At 63.9% G+C, this 18,566-nt stretch carries 15 protein-coding genes and 1 other RNA gene; 8 read left to right on the forward strand and 8 right to left on the reverse strand.

Annotated features, from left to right (window positions below):
* Positions 1-392: 392 nt before the first annotated feature.
* Positions 393-1,640: an RNA polymerase sigma factor gene (locus P6U23_RS33200; RefSeq protein ID WP_407176547.1), complete on the reverse strand. Its 1,248-nt coding sequence runs from the start codon at positions 1,638-1,640 to the stop codon at positions 393-395.
* Positions 1,641-1,756: 116 nt separating this feature from the next.
* Entirely contained in the window at positions 1,757-2,107 is a 351-nt protein-coding gene (locus P6U23_RS33205; protein ID WP_407176548.1) for a YciI family protein, read from the reverse strand.
* Positions 2,108-2,259: 152 nt separating this feature from the next.
* Between P6U23_RS33205 and rnpB the strand changes: the two genes are divergently transcribed.
* Positions 2,260-2,695: RNase P RNA component class A (gene rnpB / locus P6U23_RS33210), an RNA gene on the forward strand.
* Positions 2,696-2,910: 215 nt separating this feature from the next.
* The gene (locus P6U23_RS33215; RefSeq protein WP_407176549.1) at positions 2,911-3,648 is read left to right on the forward strand and encodes a sulfite exporter TauE/SafE family protein; all 738 of its coding nucleotides are present in this window, start codon (positions 2,911-2,913) and stop codon (positions 3,646-3,648) included.
* Positions 3,649-3,650: 2 nt separating this feature from the next.
* Here the strand turns inward: P6U23_RS33215 and P6U23_RS33220 are convergent, their stop codons facing one another.
* Entirely contained in the window at positions 3,651-5,105 is a 1,455-nt protein-coding gene (locus tag P6U23_RS33220; RefSeq protein ID WP_407176550.1) for a PLP-dependent aminotransferase family protein, read from the reverse strand.
* Between the two features lie 107 nt (positions 5,106-5,212).
* Between P6U23_RS33220 and P6U23_RS33225 the strand changes: the two genes are divergently transcribed.
* Together P6U23_RS33225 and P6U23_RS33230 are read left to right on the forward strand one after the other, a co-directional pair.
* Positions 5,213-6,154, forward strand: coding sequence for a DMT family transporter (locus tag P6U23_RS33225; protein ID WP_407176551.1), 942 nt, complete (start codon positions 5,213-5,215; stop codon positions 6,152-6,154).
* Between the two features lie 126 nt (positions 6,155-6,280).
* Positions 6,281-7,207, forward strand: coding sequence for a DMT family transporter (locus tag P6U23_RS33230; RefSeq protein WP_407176552.1), 927 nt, complete (start codon positions 6,281-6,283; stop codon positions 7,205-7,207).
* Between the two features lie 12 nt (positions 7,208-7,219).
* On the opposite strand, the gene P6U23_RS33235 is transcribed toward P6U23_RS33230, so the two are convergent.
* The 3 genes from P6U23_RS33235 to P6U23_RS33245 form a co-directional block, all read right to left on the reverse strand.
* Positions 7,220-9,019, reverse strand: a complete 1,800-nt coding sequence (locus P6U23_RS33235) for an ABC transporter ATP-binding protein (protein WP_407176553.1) — start codon at positions 9,017-9,019, stop codon at positions 7,220-7,222.
* A gap of 327 nt (positions 9,020-9,346) precedes the next feature.
* The gene (locus P6U23_RS33240; RefSeq protein ID WP_407176554.1) at positions 9,347-10,930 is read right to left on the reverse strand and encodes a DHA2 family efflux MFS transporter permease subunit; all 1,584 of its coding nucleotides are present in this window, start codon (positions 10,928-10,930) and stop codon (positions 9,347-9,349) included.
* A gap of 211 nt (positions 10,931-11,141) precedes the next feature.
* Entirely contained in the window at positions 11,142-12,449 is a 1,308-nt protein-coding gene (locus P6U23_RS33245) for an HlyD family secretion protein (RefSeq protein WP_407176555.1), read from the reverse strand.
* A gap of 186 nt (positions 12,450-12,635) precedes the next feature.
* Here P6U23_RS33245 and P6U23_RS33250 point away from each other — a divergent pair, with 186 nt between their 5' ends.
* Positions 12,636-13,277 carry a TetR/AcrR family transcriptional regulator gene (locus tag P6U23_RS33250; RefSeq protein WP_407176556.1) on the forward strand — a complete coding sequence of 214 codons (642 nt, stop codon included), beginning with the start codon at positions 12,636-12,638 and terminating at the stop codon, positions 13,275-13,277.
* A 908-nt stretch (positions 13,278-14,185) separates the two neighbouring features.
* Positions 14,186-14,545 (forward strand): arsenate reductase (glutaredoxin), encoded by a 360-nt coding sequence (arsC, locus tag P6U23_RS33255; protein ID WP_407176557.1) that lies wholly within the window; start codon positions 14,186-14,188, stop codon positions 14,543-14,545.
* Between the two features lie 62 nt (positions 14,546-14,607).
* Here arsC and P6U23_RS33260 read toward each other — a convergent pair whose 3' ends face one another.
* On the reverse strand, positions 14,608-15,651 hold the full coding sequence (locus tag P6U23_RS33260) for an alpha/beta fold hydrolase (protein ID WP_407176558.1): 1,044 nt from the start codon (positions 15,649-15,651) through the stop codon (positions 14,608-14,610).
* A 301-nt stretch (positions 15,652-15,952) separates the two neighbouring features.
* Here P6U23_RS33260 and P6U23_RS33265 point away from each other — a divergent pair, with 301 nt between their 5' ends.
* Positions 15,953-16,567, forward strand: a complete 615-nt coding sequence (locus P6U23_RS33265) for a class I SAM-dependent methyltransferase (RefSeq protein ID WP_407176559.1) — start codon at positions 15,953-15,955, stop codon at positions 16,565-16,567.
* 98 nt (positions 16,568-16,665) lie between these two features.
* On the opposite strand, the gene P6U23_RS33270 is transcribed toward P6U23_RS33265, so the two are convergent.
* Positions 16,666-17,985 (reverse strand): extensin family protein, encoded by a 1,320-nt coding sequence (locus tag P6U23_RS33270; protein ID WP_407176560.1) that lies wholly within the window; start codon positions 17,983-17,985, stop codon positions 16,666-16,668.
* A 91-nt stretch (positions 17,986-18,076) separates the two neighbouring features.
* Here P6U23_RS33270 and P6U23_RS33275 point away from each other — a divergent pair, with 91 nt between their 5' ends.
* Positions 18,077-18,250 (forward strand): hypothetical protein, encoded by a 174-nt coding sequence (locus P6U23_RS33275; protein ID WP_407176561.1) that lies wholly within the window; start codon positions 18,077-18,079, stop codon positions 18,248-18,250.
* Positions 18,251-18,566: the final 316 nt, after the last annotated feature.

Here is an 18,566-nt window from a genome sequence, read left to right on the forward strand (position 1 = left end):
AAGCCGTCAAACCACTGCGCAGGGAAGGCCGGCGTGATTCCGCCGCCACCTGCGGTCGTCGCGCTCTCGCGCACTTTTTTCGCGCGAGGGCTGCGGGTGTCTGGCGGACATCCGGTCTTCCCTGCGCCCTCGATCTCTCGAGGGAGAAGGTCCTTGCAGAGCCCGGGCGCACGTCGTGCCGCGGGAATGCGAAGGTGTGTCTTCACGTTGCTGTTTGACAATTGAATCAGGAACGCTGTCGTCCCGGCCAACCGAAGCGCAGAGCCGGGCCCCATAGCCACAGGCAGAGGTCGTTGCGAGGATGGGGCATCCGATGTGCCGCACACTCCGGCCTGGGGTTATGGGTCCCGGCTTTCGCCGGGACGACGATTGAGTGGGGGCGGACGCTACATTCAGGCCCTCGCATCCATCTCCCGCAGCCGCCGCGCATAAAGCCTGCGCAGCGGTTCGAGCTGCGTCGCGGCCGTTGCCGCAAGATACGCTTCGCGCGCGGCGTCGCGCCGGCCGAGCCGGCGCAACAGATCGGCCCGCACCGCCGGCAACAGCTCGTATCCCTTGAGCCCGCCGCGCGCCTCCAGCGCATCGATCAACGCGAGCGCCCGCGCCGGTCCGTCGACCATCGAGATCGCAGCAGCGTGGTTGAGCTCGATCACCGGCGAGGGCGCGATGCGCAGCAGCACTTCGTAAAGGCCCGCGATCTGCGGCCAATCGGTGTCGGCGTAGCTGGAGGCACGCGCATGCAGCGCGGCGATCGCCGCCTGCACCACATAGGTCTGCGGCCGACCCGGCAGCAGCAAGGCTTCTTCGACGAGCCGCAAGCCTTCCGCGATCTGCGCATGATCCCACAGCGAGCGATCCTGCTCCTCGAGCAGCACGATGTCGCCGGCATCCGTCTCGCGCCCGCCGCGCCGTGCGTCATGCAGAAGCATCAACGCCAACAGCCCCTTGATCTCGCGGCGCTGCGGAATCAATCCGTCAAGCAGCCGGCCCAGCCGGATCGCCTCACGCGCCAGATCGGGGTGCATCAGATCCTCGCCTGCGGTCGCGACATAGCCCTCGGTGAAGACGAGATAGATCACGGCAAGCACACCGGTGAGGCGCGGCTCCAGCGCCTCGCGCTCCGGCACCTCATACGCGATGCCGGCAAGCCGGATCTTCTGCTTGGCACGCAACAGCCGCTGCCCCATCGCATCCTCGCTGACCAGGAACGCACGCGCGACCTGCGCGGTGGAGAGGCCGCAAACCGTGCGCAGCGTGAGCGCAACCTGGACCTCCGGCGCAAAGGACGGATGACAGCAGGTGAAGATCAGCCGCAGCATATCGTCGTCGAGCACGCCGGCGTCTTCCCCCTCCTCACAGCCCGCGGCGTTGTTCAAGAATTCGTGCGTCAACTCCCCCAGCTTGCCGCGAAACGACATCTGGCGGCGGATGCGGTCGATCGCCTTGTTGCGCGCGACATTGACCAGCCAGGCACGGGGATTGGATGGCGGATCGGAAGCCGGCCAGCGCTCCAGTGCGACAGCGAAGGCTTCCTGCAGGACATCCTCGGCCAGATCGAAATCGCCGACGAGGCGAATCAACGTTGCGAGCGCCCGGCTCGCCTCGTCCCGGAAGATTCGTTCGATCTCGGCTGGTGTCATGCGACTAGTCGTTACGAAACACCGTCGTTCCGACGCACCCGAAGGGTGAACCCGGAAGCTCGAGATTCCGGGTTCGCCCGCTGAAGCGAGCGCCCCGGAATGACGTAAGGAGAAGACTAATTATACACCCAGATCGGGCGGACCTCGATGGACCCATCGCGGGCGCTCGGAATGCGCGCGGCAATGCCAATCGCAGCGTCGAGATCCTTGGCCTCGATCAGGTAAAAGCCGCCGAGCTGCTCGCGCGTTTCCGCAAAGGGGCCATCCGTGGTCAGCACCTTGCCATCGCGGACGCGCACCGTCGTTGCGGTCGATGTCGGCTGCAGGCGGTCTGCGGCCTTGAAGTTGCCGCTCTGGATGATCGATTGGGTAAAGGCCTGGTATTCGGCCGTCGTCTTCTCGGCGGTGGCGGCGTCGCGCTTCGCATAGTCGACTTCATTGGTGTAGATCATCAGCAGGTACTGCATCGTCGCTTGCTCCTTCTTGATTGGCTGGATTGCCGACACCCAGTCGAACCGCCGACGGCCGGAACGACACCTTCAGGATAATTTATTTTCGACCGCGCGCCGGGCGATGATGCCCTTGACGTCGGCACCGTCAGCCCCCATGCGTAAGGGCGTCAGTCGGCCGGACGGCCGCTCCGGCAAGCACCGAAAGGTCGCCGGAGAGGAAAGTCCGGGCTCCATTGACATACGGTGCCGGATAACATCCGGCGGGGGCAACCCTAGGGAAAGTGCCACAGAGAACGAACCGCCCGCCCCTGCGGCGCAAGCTGCGAGGGCGAGTAAGGGTGAAAAGGTGCGGTAAGAGCGCACCGCGGCTCCGGCAACGGAACCGGCATGGTAAACCCCACCGGGAGCAAGACCGAATAGGGACGGTTATGCGGGCAGTTCGCGACATGCGACAACGCCTGCGGGAGCGATGTCAGGCTCGCCGTCCGGGTAGGTTGCAGGAGGTCGCGCGCAAGCGCGATCCCAGAGGAATGGCCGTCACGTATCGTGCCGCGCGAGCGGTGCGGTACCCTACAGAACCCGGCTTACAGGCCGGCTGATGCTTCTAAATGAGGGGTTCGGCGCCAACCGCGCCGGACCCCTCGCCATTTTGGAGATCATGGCCGGGCCACGTCGTTCCCGGCGCGCGCAAAGCGCGGGCCCAATGACAGGCTCCGCGCGAAGGCGGAGTCTCGCGCCACAGGGGTGCTGTCAAAGCGATGGTCCCCGCTGAAGGCGTCGTGTAAACGTCGCGACGGTTTCAATGCACGGGAGGAGACATGCACGTGGCCGGCTATGCGCTGCTGTTTACCGGAGCGCTTGCCGGCGGTTTCGTCTCTGGCCTTGCCGGTTTCGGCACCGCGCTGATGGCGCTGGGAATCTGGCTCTATGTGTTGCCGCCCTCGGTTGCGGTGACGCTGGTGCTGATCTGTTCGGTCGTCGCGCAAACCTCGACGCTGCCGTCGATGTGGAAGGGCTTTGATCTGGGCCTGGTATGGCCGTTCCTGATCGGCGGACTTGCCGGCGTTCCCCTGGGCACGATGCTGATCGCGCATGCCGATCCCGATGTGTTCAAGCTCACCATCGGCGTCTTCCTGCTGGTGTTTCCCGTGGCGCTTCATTTCAACCGCGATTGGCCGGCGCTTCGCTTCGGCGGCAAGCTGGCCGATGGCGCGGTCGGTTTTGCCGGTGGGATATTGGGTGGCCTGGCCGGCCTGTCGGGCCCGCTTCCGATTTTGTGGGCGAGCCTGCGGGGCTGGGGCAAGCACGAGCGGCGCGGGGTCTTCCAGCTCTTCAATTGGACGGTGCTTGCCGCCGCGCTTTGCCTGCAGGTCGCGAGCGGCCTGGTCGAACCGCACGTGATCTGGCTTGCGCTGGTCGCCTTCCCCGGAACGATCGCCGGCGCCTGGCTGGGCGCGCGGGTCTATCACGCCATGAGCGAGCGCAACTTCACCGATGTCGTGCTGGGCCTGCTGTTCCTGTCCGGCATCGGCCTGCTATGGAGCGGCCTGAAATAGGTTCAGCGGCGATAGTGTCGCAACACGGCACCCATCTTCTCTGCGCCTTTTTCGATCTCGCGCGCGTTCCAGGCCGCAAAGCCGAGAAACAATCCGCGCTCGGTCACGCGGCCGACGAAATGCGGCGACAGTGGACGTAACGAAATGCCGTTGTCGATCATGCGCGCGGCGACCTCATGGTCGTCGATTCGCTTGCCAAGCGAAGCGACGAGCTGCATGCCGCCGCTCGGTGGATCGATCTTGAGCCAATCCCCAGCCGACGCATCCAGCGCCCGCACCAGATGGTCGCGTCGTTCGCGATAGATGCGCGTCATCTTGCGGATGTGCGCGGCGAAATGGCCATCATCGATGAACTCGGCCAATGCCTCCTGCAATGGCGCGGCCCCAATCTGCCCGCTGTGCCGCTGCGCTTTTTCGAAAATGTCGACATAAGCCTCGGGCACGAGCACGTAGCCCAGGCGGATGTCGGCGAAAGTCGATTTCGAGAACGTGCCGACATAGAAGACGCATCCCGCTTCATCGAGGCCTTGCAGGGCGGCCACCGGCCGGCCGTCATAGTGAAACTCGCTGTCGTAGTCATCCTCGATGATGAGCGCGCCGACGCTTGCTGCGAAGGCAAGGAGCTGGCGGCGGCGGTTGATGCTCATGAGCCGTCCCGTCGGATACTGATGCGAGGGCGTGACGAAGATCAAGCGTGGCCGGCCGCTTCCGCTCTCGATCACCAATCCGGCGCGATCGAGGGATGTGCCGGCGACGCGTCCGCCCGCGGCTTCGAAGGCTGCACGCGCGCCGCCATAGCCGGGACTTTCCATCCAGGCGAGATCGCCGGCATCAAGCACCACACGCGCGATGAGCTCGATCGCGGCCTGGGCCGAGGGCATGATCATGAGCTGGCGGGCCTGCGCCCTCACGCCGCGATGGATCATCAAATGCCGCAGCAGGGCCGATTGCAGCGCCGGGTGGTTGATGGACAGCGCCTGACGGGTGGCTGCGCTGCGCGCGGCGCGACGAAGACACCGCGCCCAGAGATCGTGCGGAAATTCGCGCGCATCGCCTATTCCTGTCTGGAACGGCCGCGGGGACGCCTTGTCCCGGAAAGGCCAGTTGGACCTTTGCAGATGCTTCGCCCAACGCGAGGTCCGCGGCGCCAGGGTTGCCGTCGCCGATATCGACTTGCCGCGCGCAAGCTTCAGCGGCTGCGCCGCGATCACGGGGCGGCGCCCCTGTGCAACGTCCAGGTATCCCTCCATCGCGAGCTGGTCGACCACGCTTGAGACCGTGTTGCGCGATACCTTGAGCTGACGCGCGAGTTCACGGCTGGACGGAAGGCGGCGCCCAGGCAGAAGCGCGCCCTTCAAGATCGCTTCGCGCAGCGCATTCGCGAGCTGATGCGTCAATCTTTCCGAGCGGTTTGGCGGCAGCTCGATATCGACCAGCCCGGACAGCACGTCTTGCATCCAACTGGCTCCCTCAAATTGTTACAAATGGCTCTTTTTCGAATACCAGTTAAGGCTAACTTGGCAGCCCTGTCGAGCTCCCGATCGACATCCTTCGAGTTCATCTTATGGATTATGCCCTGCCCCGCCGCTCCGCGTTCCTGCTGTTTGCCATCGTGGTCGTGACCTGGGGCCTGAACTGGGCCGTCACGAAGGTCATCGTTCACAGCGTCTTCCCGCTGTGGGCGACTGCGATCCGCACCGCGATTGCCACTGTGGCGTTGTTTGTCGTGCAACTCGTGCGCAGGCAGTTCATCATTCCGCGCCGCGGCGATTGGCCCGTGATCGCCGCGATCGCGCTGCTGCACATGGTGGCGTTCTCCGCGCTGGTCGCCTTCGGCCTCAAATTCGCGCCGGTTGGCCGCTCGATCGTGCTGGGCTATACGACCCCGCTCTGGGTGGTGCCCGGCGCCGCGCTGTTCCTGGGCGAGGCGATCACTCGGCCGCGGCTGGTTGGCACCGCTCTTGGCCTGCTCGGACTGGCCGCGATGTTCAACCCATTTGCGTTTGACTGGAGCAATCGCGAGGCGATCGTCGGCAGTGGGCTGATCCTGCTCGCCGCGTTGTGCTGGGCGGCGAACATCCTCTATGTCCGCGCGCACAGATGGGTCTCGACTCCGTTTCAGCTCACCTTCTGGCAGACGTTGCTGGCAGCAGTCGTGCTTGCAATACTTGCCGCGCTCGTCGACGGGGCACCGCAGATTAACTGGACTCCGGCGCTCGCGGGTGCATTCTCTTATGCAGGCGTTTTCGGCACGGCGCTGGCGTATTGGGCCATGGCCATGGTCAACCGCAGCCTGCCCGCGGCAACGACCTCGCTCGGCATTTTGGCGACTCCTGTGGTCGGCGTGGTCACCTCCACGCTGGCGCTGGGCGAGGCCATCGATATTTCCTTGCTGCTGGCGATGGCCCTGATTCTCGCGGGCATCGCCATCGGCGCTATCCCCGCAAAGCGAGGCTCCGCAGGTCCAGACAGGAAGGCTTTGGCCGCTACGGTCGCCCGGCCATGATCTCATCGCGCAGCAGGGATGCCACCGAGAGCTGTCCCGGGAAACGCGGCGGCTTGGACTTGCGCGACCTTTGCCTTATCCAGATCCACTCCGCGATCACAAGTCTCTCGTCCCGCTCCCAGCATCATGTCCAGTCCTTCACTGTCGCAGCAATCTTCTCACGCGCTATCCCGTGAACGGCTCGGCCTTGCGCTCGGCTTCGTCGGCATGGCGATCTTCGGCGGGACACTACCGGCGACGCGAATCGCGGTGTCGGCGATCGATCCTTTGGCATTGACCGCGCTGCGCACAGCGATCGCCGGCGTCGCCTCGCTGGCGCTTTTGATCGTCTTGCGCCGGCAATGTCCGCCGCGCCGGTTGTGGCTCCAGCTTGCGGTGGCCTCGCTCTGCGTCAGCATCCTGTTTCCGTTCCTGATGGCCGTGTCGATGACAACAGTTGATGCATCCCATGGCGGCGTAGTGATGGGCGCGCTGCCGATCGCAACAGCTTTTGTAGCGGTGCTCATTACGCACGAACGGCCGGGGCCATTGTTCTGGATAGCGTCCATTGCAGGAGCGGCGCTGGTGGTGGCATTCGCGATGCGCCAGGGCGGCGGATCGCTGTCATCCGGTGACCTCCTGCTATTTGCGGCCGTAGCGGCCTCGGCAGTCGGCTATGCCTTCTCCGGACGGCTCACCATCGAGATGCCGGGATGGGAGGTGATTAGCTGGGCGCTGGTGATCGCGCTGCCGATCTCTTTGCCGGCAGCGGCGTTTTCTATGCCCAGCCATACGAGCGCGATCGCGCCCGGGCCTTGGCTGGCGCTGCTCTATGTGGCGCTGTTCTCGCAGTGGATCGGCTTCTTTGCCTGGAACGCGGGAATGGCCATGGGTGGGATCGCGCGGGTATCGCAGATGCAATTGCTGCAGCCGTTCGTCACCTTCGCGCTGGCTGCGCTCTTCAACGGCGAGACCATCACGCCGCAGATCGTATTGTTCGCGGCCGCGGTGGTCGCCACCGTCGCGATCTCGACGCGGACGCGGAGCCGGAAGGCACCGCGCCCGCGCAGATAGATCGACGACGGCTTACTCCGCCGCCGTGATGCGGGCGAACTCCATCGCCTGCCGCTCGAACAGCGAGCGATAGATTCCATCCCTGCGCGCAATGAGCGCAGCATGGTTGCCCTGTTCGACGATTTCGCCGCGATCGAATACCAGGATGCGATTGAGGCTTCGCACGGTGGACAGCCGGTGCGCGATCACGATCGAGGTGCGGCCCTTCATCAACCGTTCCATCGCCTCCTGGATCAGCGCCTCGGATTCCGAATCCAGGCTCGAGGTCGCCTCGTCCAGGATCAGCACCGGCGCATCCGCCAGGAACGCACGTGCTAGCGCCACCCGTTGCCGCTCGCCGCCAGAGAGTTTTACGCCGCGCTCGCCGACCAGCGTGCCATATCCCTTCGGCAGGCGCAGGATGAAGTCATGCGCGTTCGCCAGCCGCGCCGCCTGCTCGATCGCCGCCATGCTGGCACCCGGCGCGCCATAGGCGATGTTCTCGGCAAGCGAGCGGTGAAACAGGATCGGCTCCTGCTGCACGATCGCGATCTGGCTGCGCAGCGACTGCTGCGTCGCGCGAGCGATGTCCTGGCCATCGATCAGGATACGACCGCCCGAGACGTCATAGAGGCGCTGCACCAGCTTGACGAAGGTCGTCTTGCCGGAACCGGAACGGCCGACCAGGCCGATGCGCTCGCCGGCGCGGATATCGATCGACAACCCATCATAGAGCGGCGCTCGATGACCGCCATAGTGGAAGGTCACGTCCTCGAACTGGATGCGCCCGCCGGTGATGGCAATCGGCCGCGCGTCAGCGGCGTCGATGATGCCGAGCGGCTCGTCATGGATCTCGACCAGCTCCTCCATGTCGTTGACAGAGCGTTGCAGGTTATTGATGTGCATGCCGACATCCCGCAGATAGGCGTGGATGATGTAATAGCTCGTCAGCACATAGGTGACGTCACCCGGCGAGGCGCGACCCGCCATCCACAACAGCAGCGAACCGCCGATCACAGAGCCACGCAGGCACAACAGCACTGAGAGCTGCACGGCAGCCGTGTAATTGTAGCGGAGCCAGGTCCGATTGACGCGCCGGCGCCAGCGGTTGATCACCCGCATCAGCCTTGCGTCCTCGCGCGCCTCGGCACCGAACGACTTCACGACGGCGTTGCAGGTCAGCGCGTCCGCCAGCGTGCCGCCGACTTTGGTGTCCCAGGCGTTGGAGATACGCGCGGCGGGCGCGATGTACCGGGTGGAAAGCGCGACCGTCATCGCGACATAGATCAGCGCGCCGAGCGCGATGACGAGGCCCAGCGACGTCCAGTGCAGCCCGAGCAGGATCATGGATCCCAGCAGCACGGCCAACGACGGCAGCAGCGCCAGCAGGATGGTGTCGTTGTACAGATCGAGCGCCCACATGCCGCGGGTAACCTTGCGCACGGTCGAGCCGGCAAAGGAGTTGGCGTGCCAGTCGGTGGAAAATCGCTGCACCCTCTGGAACGCATCGCGGGCCACATCCGACATGATGCGGAGTGTGAACGGCACGATCGCCTGCAGGCCGACCATGCGCAGCACGATGGAGGTGAATCCCAGCGCGACGATGGCGACAAACGCAATCAGCGCGTCATGGCGTGCGGAGGCGTCCTGCGCGCCCTTGGTCAGGGCATCGACGAGGTGGCCGGAGTAGAGCGGCATGAACAGGTCGGCGACCGTGGCACCCAGCAGGCCGAAGGCGATGATTGCCGTCATCACCGGCTGCTTCAGCCAGTGGCGGAACACGAACGGCATCACGACGCGGATCGCGGCGGGCTTTTGCGCTTTTATAGTCATGGCGTCATCCGGCTGCGGCTTCCTCCGCACGCCAGCTCCAATTCGACGCGGCGCCGCGGCGCGCGGGTCGTTTTGAGAAAACTCAGTCGGGGATTTGGGAAGACCGGGGCGTCAGACCCGATCGATGCTGGCGAAAGATGCTTCTAACAGAAGCGCAATCCGGAGGAACCGGACACCATGCCCAGCGAGAGCATCGGACGCGGGCGCGCGATTTGCGAAACATGCGTATTCATGCAAATCTCTCCCGGTTCGAGCTACGATCCGCCCTTTATAGATGCATCAGGCGCGATTTGCAACAGCGGGCTTCGCCGACCGGCGACCCTGACGCTAATGCGCGTCGCCGACCGCCATCATGTTCGGCTTTTTCAAGAGCATCACCAAGAGGCTGAGCCCGACATAAAACAGCGTCAGCATGAAAAAGGCATCGCCATAGCTCATCACCACGGCCTGGCGATGGACGATCTGCGCAAATTGCTTCAGCGCCATCAGCGCCGCATCGCCCATTCCCTGGAACTTCTGGGTCATCATGTTGAGCGTTTCGGTCGCCAGCGCATTGCCCCAGGTCACCCGCTCCTGCAGGCGGCTGATGTGCAAATCGGTGCGGTCGTTCAAGACCTCGTTGATGATCGCGAGCCCCACCGCGCCGCCGAGATTTCGCATCAGGTTGAACAGGCCCGAGGCGTTCTTCACCCGATCCGGCGCCAAGGTGCCGAGCGCGATGTTGTTGGTCGGCACCATCGCGCACATCATCCCGATGCCGCGCAGGATCTGCGGCACGAGCAGCTCATAGAAATCATAGTCGCGGGTGATCCAGGTCATCTGATAGGCGCCGAGCGCGAAGACGATGAGGCCGCCTACGATGATGTAGCGCATGTCGAAACGCTGCATCAGCCGGCCGACCACCGGCGCCATCAAGAACATGGTGATGCCAGAGACGAACATGGTCTCGCCGATCATCAAGGCGCTGTAGCCGCGCACCTCGGCGAGGTAGCGGGGATAGATGTAAGTCAGGCCGTACAGGCCGATGCCGATGCAGAACTGCAGCACGCAGCCGATTGCAAAATTACGGTTGGTGAATGCGCGCAGGTCGATGATCGGCTCCCCGGCTCTGAATACGCGCCAGAAGAAGGCAACGGCCGAAATGGCGCAGACCCAGGCGAAGATCGCGACCGAGGTGTCCTGCAGCCACTCATATTGCGGCCCCTCCTCGAGCACATATTCGAGCGAGCCGAGAAAGCCCGCCATGAACAGCAGGCCCCACCAGTCGAAGCGATCGAGCAGCTCGAAATGCGGCTGGTCGAAATCGACCAGCGCCAGCACGCCGACGGTGATGATGACCCCGGGGATGACGTTGATGAAGAACAGCCAGTGCCAGGACATCACATCGGTGATGTAGCCGCCGACCGTGGGCCCCACGGTCGGTGCCAGCGTCGCGACCAGCCCGATGATCGGGCCGACAATGTAGAACTTGGACCGCGGAAACACCGTGTAGGCGGAGGCAAACACGGTCGGGATCATGCCGGCCCCCAGGAAACCCTGGATGGCGCGCCACAGGATCATCTCTTCGCTGGAAGAAGAAAAGCCGCACAACAGGCTCGAGAAGGTGAAGCCGGAAGCCGAGATCGCGAACAACAGCCGCGTGCCGAGCGCGCGCGACAGGAAGCCGGACAGCGGGATCGCGATGACTTCGGCGATCAGATAGGCGGTCTGCACCCACGACACCTCGGTCGAGCTCGCGGACAGGCCGGCCTGGATGTCGGTCAGCGATGCCGAGACGATCTGGATGTCCAGGATCGACATGAACATCCCGAACACCATGATGAGAAACGCGATCAGCCGCCGCGGCGCAATGCGATCGGCCGCCGGCGGCGCGCTCATCATTGCGGGTGTTGCGGTGGTGGCGTTCGCCATGGTTCAGTTAATCCTGCTCTCGCGACAGCGAAGATTGACCTCTCCCAAAGGGAGAGGTCGGATCGCATCGACGATGCGGTCCGGGTGAGGGATTACGGTCCCTCGAGAGAGCAGCGCCCCCTCACCCGACTTGCTGCGCAAGTCCACCTCTCCCCGCTGGGGAGAGGTGGACGGACCTCGCGGATGCTGGAGGCGCTTCATCAATGCACCGCTACTGCGGATGAATCATCGTCGGCGAGTCGAGATCGGCGTCGCTGTCGGCGTCGTCGGCGCCCTTGGTGGTGTCCACGGTTGCGTAAACCGACATGCCGGCGCGCAGCAGGTTTTCACGGGCGACGGCTTTTGGCACCCGGATGCGCACCGGCAGCCGCTGCACGATCTTGGTGAAATTGCCGGTGGCGTTGTCCGGCGGCAGCAGCGTGAACACCGAGCCTGCAGCGGGTGAAATGCTTTCGACTTTTCCGGCAAATTTTCGATGGCCATAGGCATCGACCGAGACAATCACGCTCTGGCCGGGACGGATACGCTTGAGCTGCGTTTCCTTGAAATTGGCATCGATGTAGACGTCATCGAGCGGAACGACATTGCCGAGCCGCTGGCCGACGGAGACGAAATCGCCGACATTGACGAGACGATTGGAAAAGGTGCCATCGACCGGCGCGCGCACCGCCGCGAAGTCGAGATCGCGCTCGGCTTTTGCCAGTGACGTCTTCAACTCCGCGAGCTGGGCCTCGGCTTCCGCCTGCTGCGCCTTGGTCACCTCGACCATGTCGCGCGCATTGTCGTAAGCCGCTTGCGCGGCCTTGACGCCGGCAACGCCCTGGTCGCGCGCGGCTTCGGACTGCTCGAAAGTGGCATGCGAGGCAAAGCCCTTGTTGCTCAGCGTTTGCTGACGATCATAGTCGAGACCGGCGCGCTTCAGCGCAGCTTCGGCGGAGGCGAGATTGGCTTGCGCCTGCTCGACCGCGCTCTGCTGGGCCGCGATCTGGCGGCCGATACGCGCGATGGTCGCTTCCTGCGTCGCGATCTTGGTGCGCGCGGCATCGACCGCAATACGGTAATCGCCATCATCGATCCGCAGCACCACGTCGCCCTTGTGAACCAGCGAATTGTCGGCGGGAAGAATTGCGGCGATGTGGCCGCTCACCCGCGCGCCTAGCATGGTGTTGTTGGCGCGGACATAGGCGTCGTCGGTCGAGATATAGAAGCGTCCAACCAGCAGATAATATGCGCCGTAGGCAGCAACGGCGAGTGCCAGCAGCGCAAAGATCCCCGTCAGGACCAGCTTACGCTTGCCGGACTTTTTTGCGGGCGCAGGTGCGGACGTTTGCGGAGCGGCCGGCGCCGGCTTGTCGGTGGCAGGCGCGGGCGTCTCGGGAAGCCTGCGCTTGGTTTCGTCGCTTGCGGGAGCGCGGAGCGTCTCAGCCGCGGCGGCCGATGCATCATGGGCGGCGCCGGCCTCGTCCTTGTCCGGTTCGGGACGAAGGATGCGCGCGGCCTGGTCTCTTGCTGCGGCCATGCTTGGCCTCCCCACTCACAATCGCGGACCACAAAGAGCCACTGCGGCTGCCGCCGACCCGCATGAACTTACAATTATCATTGACCGAACCGTTCGGTCAATCTACATTTCGATGCGTGGAGGATAGCCTGCGAGCCTTTCCTCAGGGTTTCGCAGCGCAAAAATCTTCTTCCAGAGCCTAAACCAATGGTTGCAGTCGATCCACATTCTATTCGGGCCGCCGGTGAGGAGGACTCCGCGAAACGCCGTCAGATTCTCGATGGCGCGCGCAAGGTGTTCATGGATCTGGGCTTTGACGGCGCCAGCATGGGTGAGATCGCGCGCGCCGCCGCCGTTTCCAAGGGAACGCTCTACGTCTATTTCGCGGACAAATGCGCGCTGTTCGAAGCCATCATCGAACAGGAGGTGGTCGAGCAAGGCAACCTTATCTTCAACTTCGATCCCGCGCGCGATGCACCGACGACGCTGCAGGAATTTGGCGAGGCTTATATCGCGATGGTCTGCCGGCCCGGCGGCGGATCCGCAATCCGCACCGTGATGTCGATTGCCGAGCGCATGCCCGATGTCGGCCGGCGCTATTACGACCGTGTGCTGGAAAGAACCATCAACCGGCTCGCCGCCTTCCTGAACGCACGTGTGAAGCTGGGCGAGCTTGCGATCGACGACTGCCAGCTCGCCGCCGCGCAATTCCCGCTGATGTGCCAGGCCACGCTGTTTCTCCCCTTCATTTTCCAGGCGGCGCCTGCCCCCTCGCCCGAACGCATCCGCAAGGTCGTGGCAAGCGCGGTGCGGATGTTCCTGGCGGCGTATCAGGTGAAGGCGAACTAAGGCACCATCATCACGGCGAAAGCCACGGCTATTGCCATTCTGATAGATGCTTGCGGTCATTGCAGCCTCCGGGGCCTCATGGTTCGAGACGGCGCTCGCGCGCCTCCTCACCACAAGGTTGGACTGTTTATGAGGTTTGACTCTTTGCCGCGCATGACGACCTCATCTTGGGGAGCCAACGGCTCCGCGCAAAGCGTGGCCCGATGATAAACTCCGCGGCGTCTCGAAGGATGGTCACCAGTCACGCTGCGGCCACAACTCAACATTCTCGCGACGCGATGCGCGTCCGAGTTTTGCTCACGACCACCCTCCTCGGAGATCAGAGGGCGCAGGGAAGGCCGGGTGCCCGCCGCACCCGCGGCCCCGTGTGCAAGAATTGCGCAAAAGCGCACACGGGAGTAACCACAGGTAAGGCGGAGTCGCACCGGCCTTCCCTGCGCAGTGGTTTACGGCTTACTTCGTACTCTCCCCGGTGAACCAGCTTGTTGCCACCGTCGCCGGCGCGAGCATTAAGCATCGTCGCCGACTTGGCGCCTGCATGGGCGCGCCAGGACCACACGACTTCGCCGTCCGCGCCAACGCTGCTCGTCAGTTAGCATCAACGCGTCCACCGCATTCCGAGCCCAACGTTCGTGACGATCGCGATACGCCCCTCGATTTCGGGCCGGAACGCGTGAAGGATGCGACTGATTTGGGGTGATCGCGAAGCGATTTATTTTTGCGAGCAGATCTGGACGCGCTATGCTGCCTTGATTCCGCTCAGCAAATTAGCTTTTTGGCGCAGCGCATTGCGAGCGTTTCGGTCACGCTGACAAGGCGCCGTCCGCAAGAAACTGAAAGGACGGGCTTCTCCGGCAGTGGTAGACCTTCGCCCAATATTTTAGCCTGAGCTGAGGAAGGTTACACGAATGGACGTCATCATCTATCATAACCCGGATTGCGGGACCTCGCGCAACACGCTCGCCATGATCCGCAACGCCGGAATCGAGCCGCATATCGTCGAATATCTCAAGACACCGCCGACGCGCGCCCTGCTGAAACGGCTGATCGCGCGCATGGACATACCAGTGCGTGCGCTTCTGCGCGAAAAGGAGACGCTCTATCGTGAACTGGGCCTCGACGATCCGGCCCTGAGCGATGACGAGCTGCTTGACGCCATGGTGGCGCATCCGATCCTGATCAATCGGCCGATCGTTGTGACGCCCGCCGGCGTGCGCCTCTGCCGGCCTTCGGAGCTCGTGGTCGACCTGCTCGCGCCGCAGCGCTAGCGCGGTCCGCCACGCCTCGGCGCGATAGGTTGTCGCCATTGCGCCTACGAATCCCTGATGCCTCAGCTCCTGCTGACATCAATGACAGCCTGCGCAAAGGCTTGCGGCGCTTCCTGCGGGAGATTGTGGCCGATGCCGCCGGCGATCGGGCGGTGCTCGTACTTGCCGACAAATTTCTTCGCATAGGCGCTCGGCTCGGGGTGCGGCGCGCCGTTGGCGTCGCCCTCCAGGGTGATGGTGGGCACGGAGACCACGGGAAAGGTCGCGAGCTTTTTCTCCAGCTCGAGATAGTCGCCCTCGGCGAGGCCAAGACGCCAGCGATAATTGTGAATCACGATATCGACGTGATCAGGATTGTCGAAGGCGGCGGCGCTGCGCTCGAAGGTGGCATCGTCGAAATTCCAATTCGGGGAAGCCGTTCGCCAGATCAGTTTCGCGAAATCGCGCCGGTATTTCTCGTAGCCGGCGCGGCCGCGCTCGGTGGCGAAATAGAACTGGTACCACCATTGCACTTCGGCCTGCGGCGGCAGGGGCTTCTTGCCCAGCTCCTGGCTGCCGATCAGATAGCCGCTGACGGAAACCATGCCTTTGCAGCGCTCGGGCCAGAGCGCCGCAATGATGTTGGCGGTGCGCGCACCCCAGTCATAACCGGCGAGCGTCGCCTGCGCGATGTCGAGCGCATCCATCAGCGCGACGATATCCACCGCCACGGCCGCCGGCTGACCGCTGCGGAAGGTCGCATCCGAGCGAAAGCTGGTGGTGCCGTAGCCGCGCAAATAGGGAATGATCACGCGATAGCCGGCCGACGCCAACGCCGGCGCCACATCGACATAGCTGTAGATGTCATAGGGCCAGCCATGCAGCAGGATCACCACCGGACCATTGGCCGGGCCGGCTTCGGCGTAGCCGACATTGAGCAGTCCGGCGTCAATCTGCTTCAATTGTTCAAACGAGGTGTGCCCACCCGGCTTGGTCGCGGGCAGCGGTGGATTCGTCTGCGCGGCTTCCGCACGTGCGGAAGCAACAAGGGCGAGTTGGCTCGAAACGAGGGTTCCGGCGGCAACGCCAAGGAAGCGGCGGCGGCCGCGGTTGAGGCGCTCTGACATGGCGGTCTCCTGGTTCGGGTTGGAGGTGCGTTGCCCGATGCGGAACCGGTTACGTGGAGATACCCGTGGACTTCTTGTTCTTTCTTCAGATGGTCCTGATTCGTCCGGCCGCAACCTGTGCTGGTTCACCGTACGTCGGCACAGCCGAGGCGCTTGATATTTTCTCCATCATTTCAACGGTTCCGTTGCGCCAAGCGGCTACCTATACAAGCTGCTCTCAAAGACGTGAGATTGCGGGGCAGTGGGGTATACTGCCGCTGGTGCCCGGAGGATCCGACCGTTACGCGAAGAAGAGGCAGACATGACCGATCGCATGTCGCATTGGGAGAACGTCTACACCAGCAAGGCCGAGGACGAGGTGAGCTGGTTTCAGGAGAACCCGGCAATATCGCTGCGCCTGATCGGAGATGCGAACGCCACGCGCGACTCCCGCATCATCGATGTCGGCGGCGGTGCATCACGGCTGGCGGATGCGCTGCTGGAGCAAGGATTTCGAGCAATCACAGTGCTCGATATTTCGGCCGCGGCGCTTGAGACCGCGAAGATGCGGCTCGGGGAGCGAAGCGCAGAGGTCGACTGGATCGTCGCCGACATCACACAATGGACGCCGAGCCAAATCTACGATGTCTGGCATGATCGCGCGGCGTTCCACTTCCTGACCGAGCCGGCCGATCGCGCCGCCTATGCTAACGCTCTGCGATCAGCCACGGCACCAGGCAGCCAGGTCATCATCGGCACCTTCGCGCTGGATGGTCCCGAAAGATGCAGCGGCTTGCCGGTCCAGCGCTACGATTCGAGCAGCCTGGCGCAGACGCTCGGCCCTGCCTTCGAGCTCGCCGATAGCAGCACCGAGGCGCATCGGACGCCGTGGGGCGCGATCCAGCGTTTTCAGTTCAGCCGGTTTCGCAGGGTGTGAGAGGAGCTTAGCCCCCATGAGCGGAGCGATGTGAGGGAGGGCTATTTCGCGGTCCCGGGTATCGCTTCGCTCACCCGGGCTATAGCCCGCTTCGACGACTATTCATCCTCGTAGTCGTCTTCGTCGCTGCCCCTCTCGCGCTTGTTGCGGCGCGCGGCTTCCTTATGGCCGCCGAGCGAACCTGTCACGTAAGGATCGCGCGCGGCGTAAGGATTGCGACGCATGGCGCGGGCGGCGACTTCCTCGCCCGAGACGGCAGCCGGCTCGCAGATCAGGCGACGGCTGGCGCGTCGCATCAAATCCACGTGGATATGATCGTAGTGGTAGACGTTGGAGCCCGGCGCGAGCACGGTGGTGAACTGCTGGCACGCTGCCCCCTGGATATCGCGCAAAAAGCCCTGCTCTTCGGGAAGACCGCGCCAGCCGTCCTTGACCGTGATGCGCCGTCCATCGGCCAGCGTGAAGGCGGCGATGTCGAGCGCGTTGCCGAAGGCATGTTCGGAAATATGCGCGTTCGGATTGCCGTTCATGCCGCGGCAGGAATAGGCGGAGATCTGCTTGATCTCGACCACGCGCGCACCGAACCAGCGCTGAGCGGCAGGCTGCACGGATTCGTCGAGCCAGCGATCGAGCGCTGAGACGATCGGACAGGCCAGCGTCGCCGCCGGCTTCACCGCAACCGGTCCGACCGCGGCGACGGAATTGCCGGAGCCGGGGCCGAGCCGCGGCAATTGCCCGTCGGCTTGCGGATAAGGCGTGCCGGCGCCGGCGCGCGGCGGATAGGCTTGCGTCGGATAACCCTGCTGGCTGTAGGGCGCGCGCCCCATCGGCGCATTCGCCGGCGGCGCGCCGTCCGGCGGCAGATTGATCTGGTCCTGATCAGGTGGAACGCCGGGCGCCGACAACGAGATCGGACCGTTCGGTGCCGCGCCATGGGCGGGCTGACGATTGGCCTGGTCCGGATAGGTCGAAGTCTGCGGATAAGAGCTTTGCGGATAAGACGATTGCGACGCGCCTTGCGCGGGCGGATAGGACGAAGGATAGGACTGCGGATACGACGCCTGCGGTAGTGGCGCAGGCGGTGAAGCCGGCGGCTGTCGCGCGATTGGCCAGCGCGGCTGGTTGCCGATCGGCGCCGGCGGCCGCAAATCTTCATCGGCAAAGCCGTAAGCGGGGGATGTGTCCTCGCCGAGCGCCGATACTCTCAACGGATAGTCGGCGCCGCAGACGCCGGGACCGGAGATCGGGTCGATGCGGACGACGTCCGGCCCCTCTTTCACCGCGCCGGATTTCAGGCAGGCGACTTCGGCCTCGGCCCGCCAGGGTTCGCGTTCGGCCTGGAAAAACCCGCGGCCGCAACCTGCCAGCGAAACAAGGACGATGGAGCCGACGAGATACAAACGAACTCCGCGCGTCATCCGCAAACGTTTGCGCGAATTTACTTAAGGACTCATCAACGCGTTGTTTTCACGGACCTTTAACCACGCTGCCTGCGCTGCACGATGCGCGATGGACAGCTATGCTGACTTTTTACGCCGTGGTGCGCTCACTAAGATGTGTGGCGAGATGTGGGCAGCGAATTCATCCGAGGGGACTGCAATGACCATGGTCAACAGATTGAGTGTGGTCGCCGTGTATGTCGCGCTTGCCTTCGTCGCCGCGATCGTGCTCGGCGTCTTCTGAACGCTAACGCAGCAGGTTTTTCGAGCCCGGCGTTTGCTTCAACCGCCGGGCTTTTGATGTAACAGAGGGGATTGCTGTCACCTCCTGCCGTCGTTCCGGAGCGGTCCGCTGAACCCGGGTTTACCCGAGTTCAGCGACATTGTTGTCCAAATCGGCAACAGCCGACTTGGATGGACCGAAACCCGGAACCTCGAGATTCTCTCACGTGCAATTGCACATCGGAGTTCGCCTCTGTCGAGGCGCCCCGGAATGACCTGGCGGCAAGACCCGGAAAGCGCGTGAACGTTCACGCGCGGTTCAGCCGGCAGCCGCCCTA

It is taken from the genome of Bradyrhizobium sp. STM 3562 (assembly GCF_045571435.1).
Taxonomy (GTDB): Bacteria; Pseudomonadota; Alphaproteobacteria; order Rhizobiales; family Xanthobacteraceae; genus Bradyrhizobium.

What these genes read in the sequence shown, in the direction of transcription:
- P6U23_RS33225 (WP_407176551.1), top strand. Translation starts at nt 5,213, where the DNA reads ATGGATTATGCCCTGCCCCGCCGCTCCGCGTTCCTGCTGTTTGCCATC.
- P6U23_RS33230 (WP_407176552.1), top strand. Translation starts at nt 6,281, where the DNA reads ATGTCCAGTCCTTCACTGTCGCAGCAATCTTCTCACGCGCTATCCCGT.
- P6U23_RS33245 (WP_407176555.1), bottom strand. Translation starts at nt 12,449, where the DNA reads ATGGCCGCAGCAAGAGACCAGGCCGCGCGCATCCTTCGTCCCGAACCG.
- P6U23_RS33215 (WP_407176549.1), top strand. Translation starts at nt 2,911, where the DNA reads ATGCACGTGGCCGGCTATGCGCTGCTGTTTACCGGAGCGCTTGCCGGC.
- P6U23_RS33260 (WP_407176558.1), bottom strand. Translation starts at nt 15,651, where the DNA reads ATGTCAGAGCGCCTCAACCGCGGCCGCCGCCGCTTCCTTGGCGTTGCC.
- P6U23_RS33235 (WP_407176553.1), bottom strand. Translation starts at nt 9,019, where the DNA reads ATGACTATAAAAGCGCAAAAGCCCGCCGCGATCCGCGTCGTGATGCCG.
- P6U23_RS33250 (WP_407176556.1), top strand. Translation starts at nt 12,636, where the DNA reads ATGGTTGCAGTCGATCCACATTCTATTCGGGCCGCCGGTGAGGAGGAC.
- P6U23_RS33220 (WP_407176550.1), bottom strand. Translation starts at nt 5,105, where the DNA reads ATGCAAGACGTGCTGTCCGGGCTGGTCGATATCGAGCTGCCGCCAAAC.
- P6U23_RS33265 (WP_407176559.1), top strand. Translation starts at nt 15,953, where the DNA reads ATGACCGATCGCATGTCGCATTGGGAGAACGTCTACACCAGCAAGGCC.
- P6U23_RS33275 (WP_407176561.1), top strand. Translation starts at nt 18,077, where the DNA reads ATGGACAGCTATGCTGACTTTTTACGCCGTGGTGCGCTCACTAAGATG.
- P6U23_RS33270 (WP_407176560.1), bottom strand. Translation starts at nt 17,985, where the DNA reads ATGACGCGCGGAGTTCGTTTGTATCTCGTCGGCTCCATCGTCCTTGTT.
- P6U23_RS33200 (WP_407176547.1), bottom strand. Translation starts at nt 1,640, where the DNA reads ATGACACCAGCCGAGATCGAACGAATCTTCCGGGACGAGGCGAGCCGG.
- P6U23_RS33240 (WP_407176554.1), bottom strand. Translation starts at nt 10,930, where the DNA reads ATGGCGAACGCCACCACCGCAACACCCGCAATGATGAGCGCGCCGCCG.
- P6U23_RS33205 (WP_407176548.1), bottom strand. Translation starts at nt 2,107, where the DNA reads ATGCAGTACCTGCTGATGATCTACACCAATGAAGTCGACTATGCGAAG.
- arsC (WP_407176557.1), top strand. Translation starts at nt 14,186, where the DNA reads ATGGACGTCATCATCTATCATAACCCGGATTGCGGGACCTCGCGCAAC.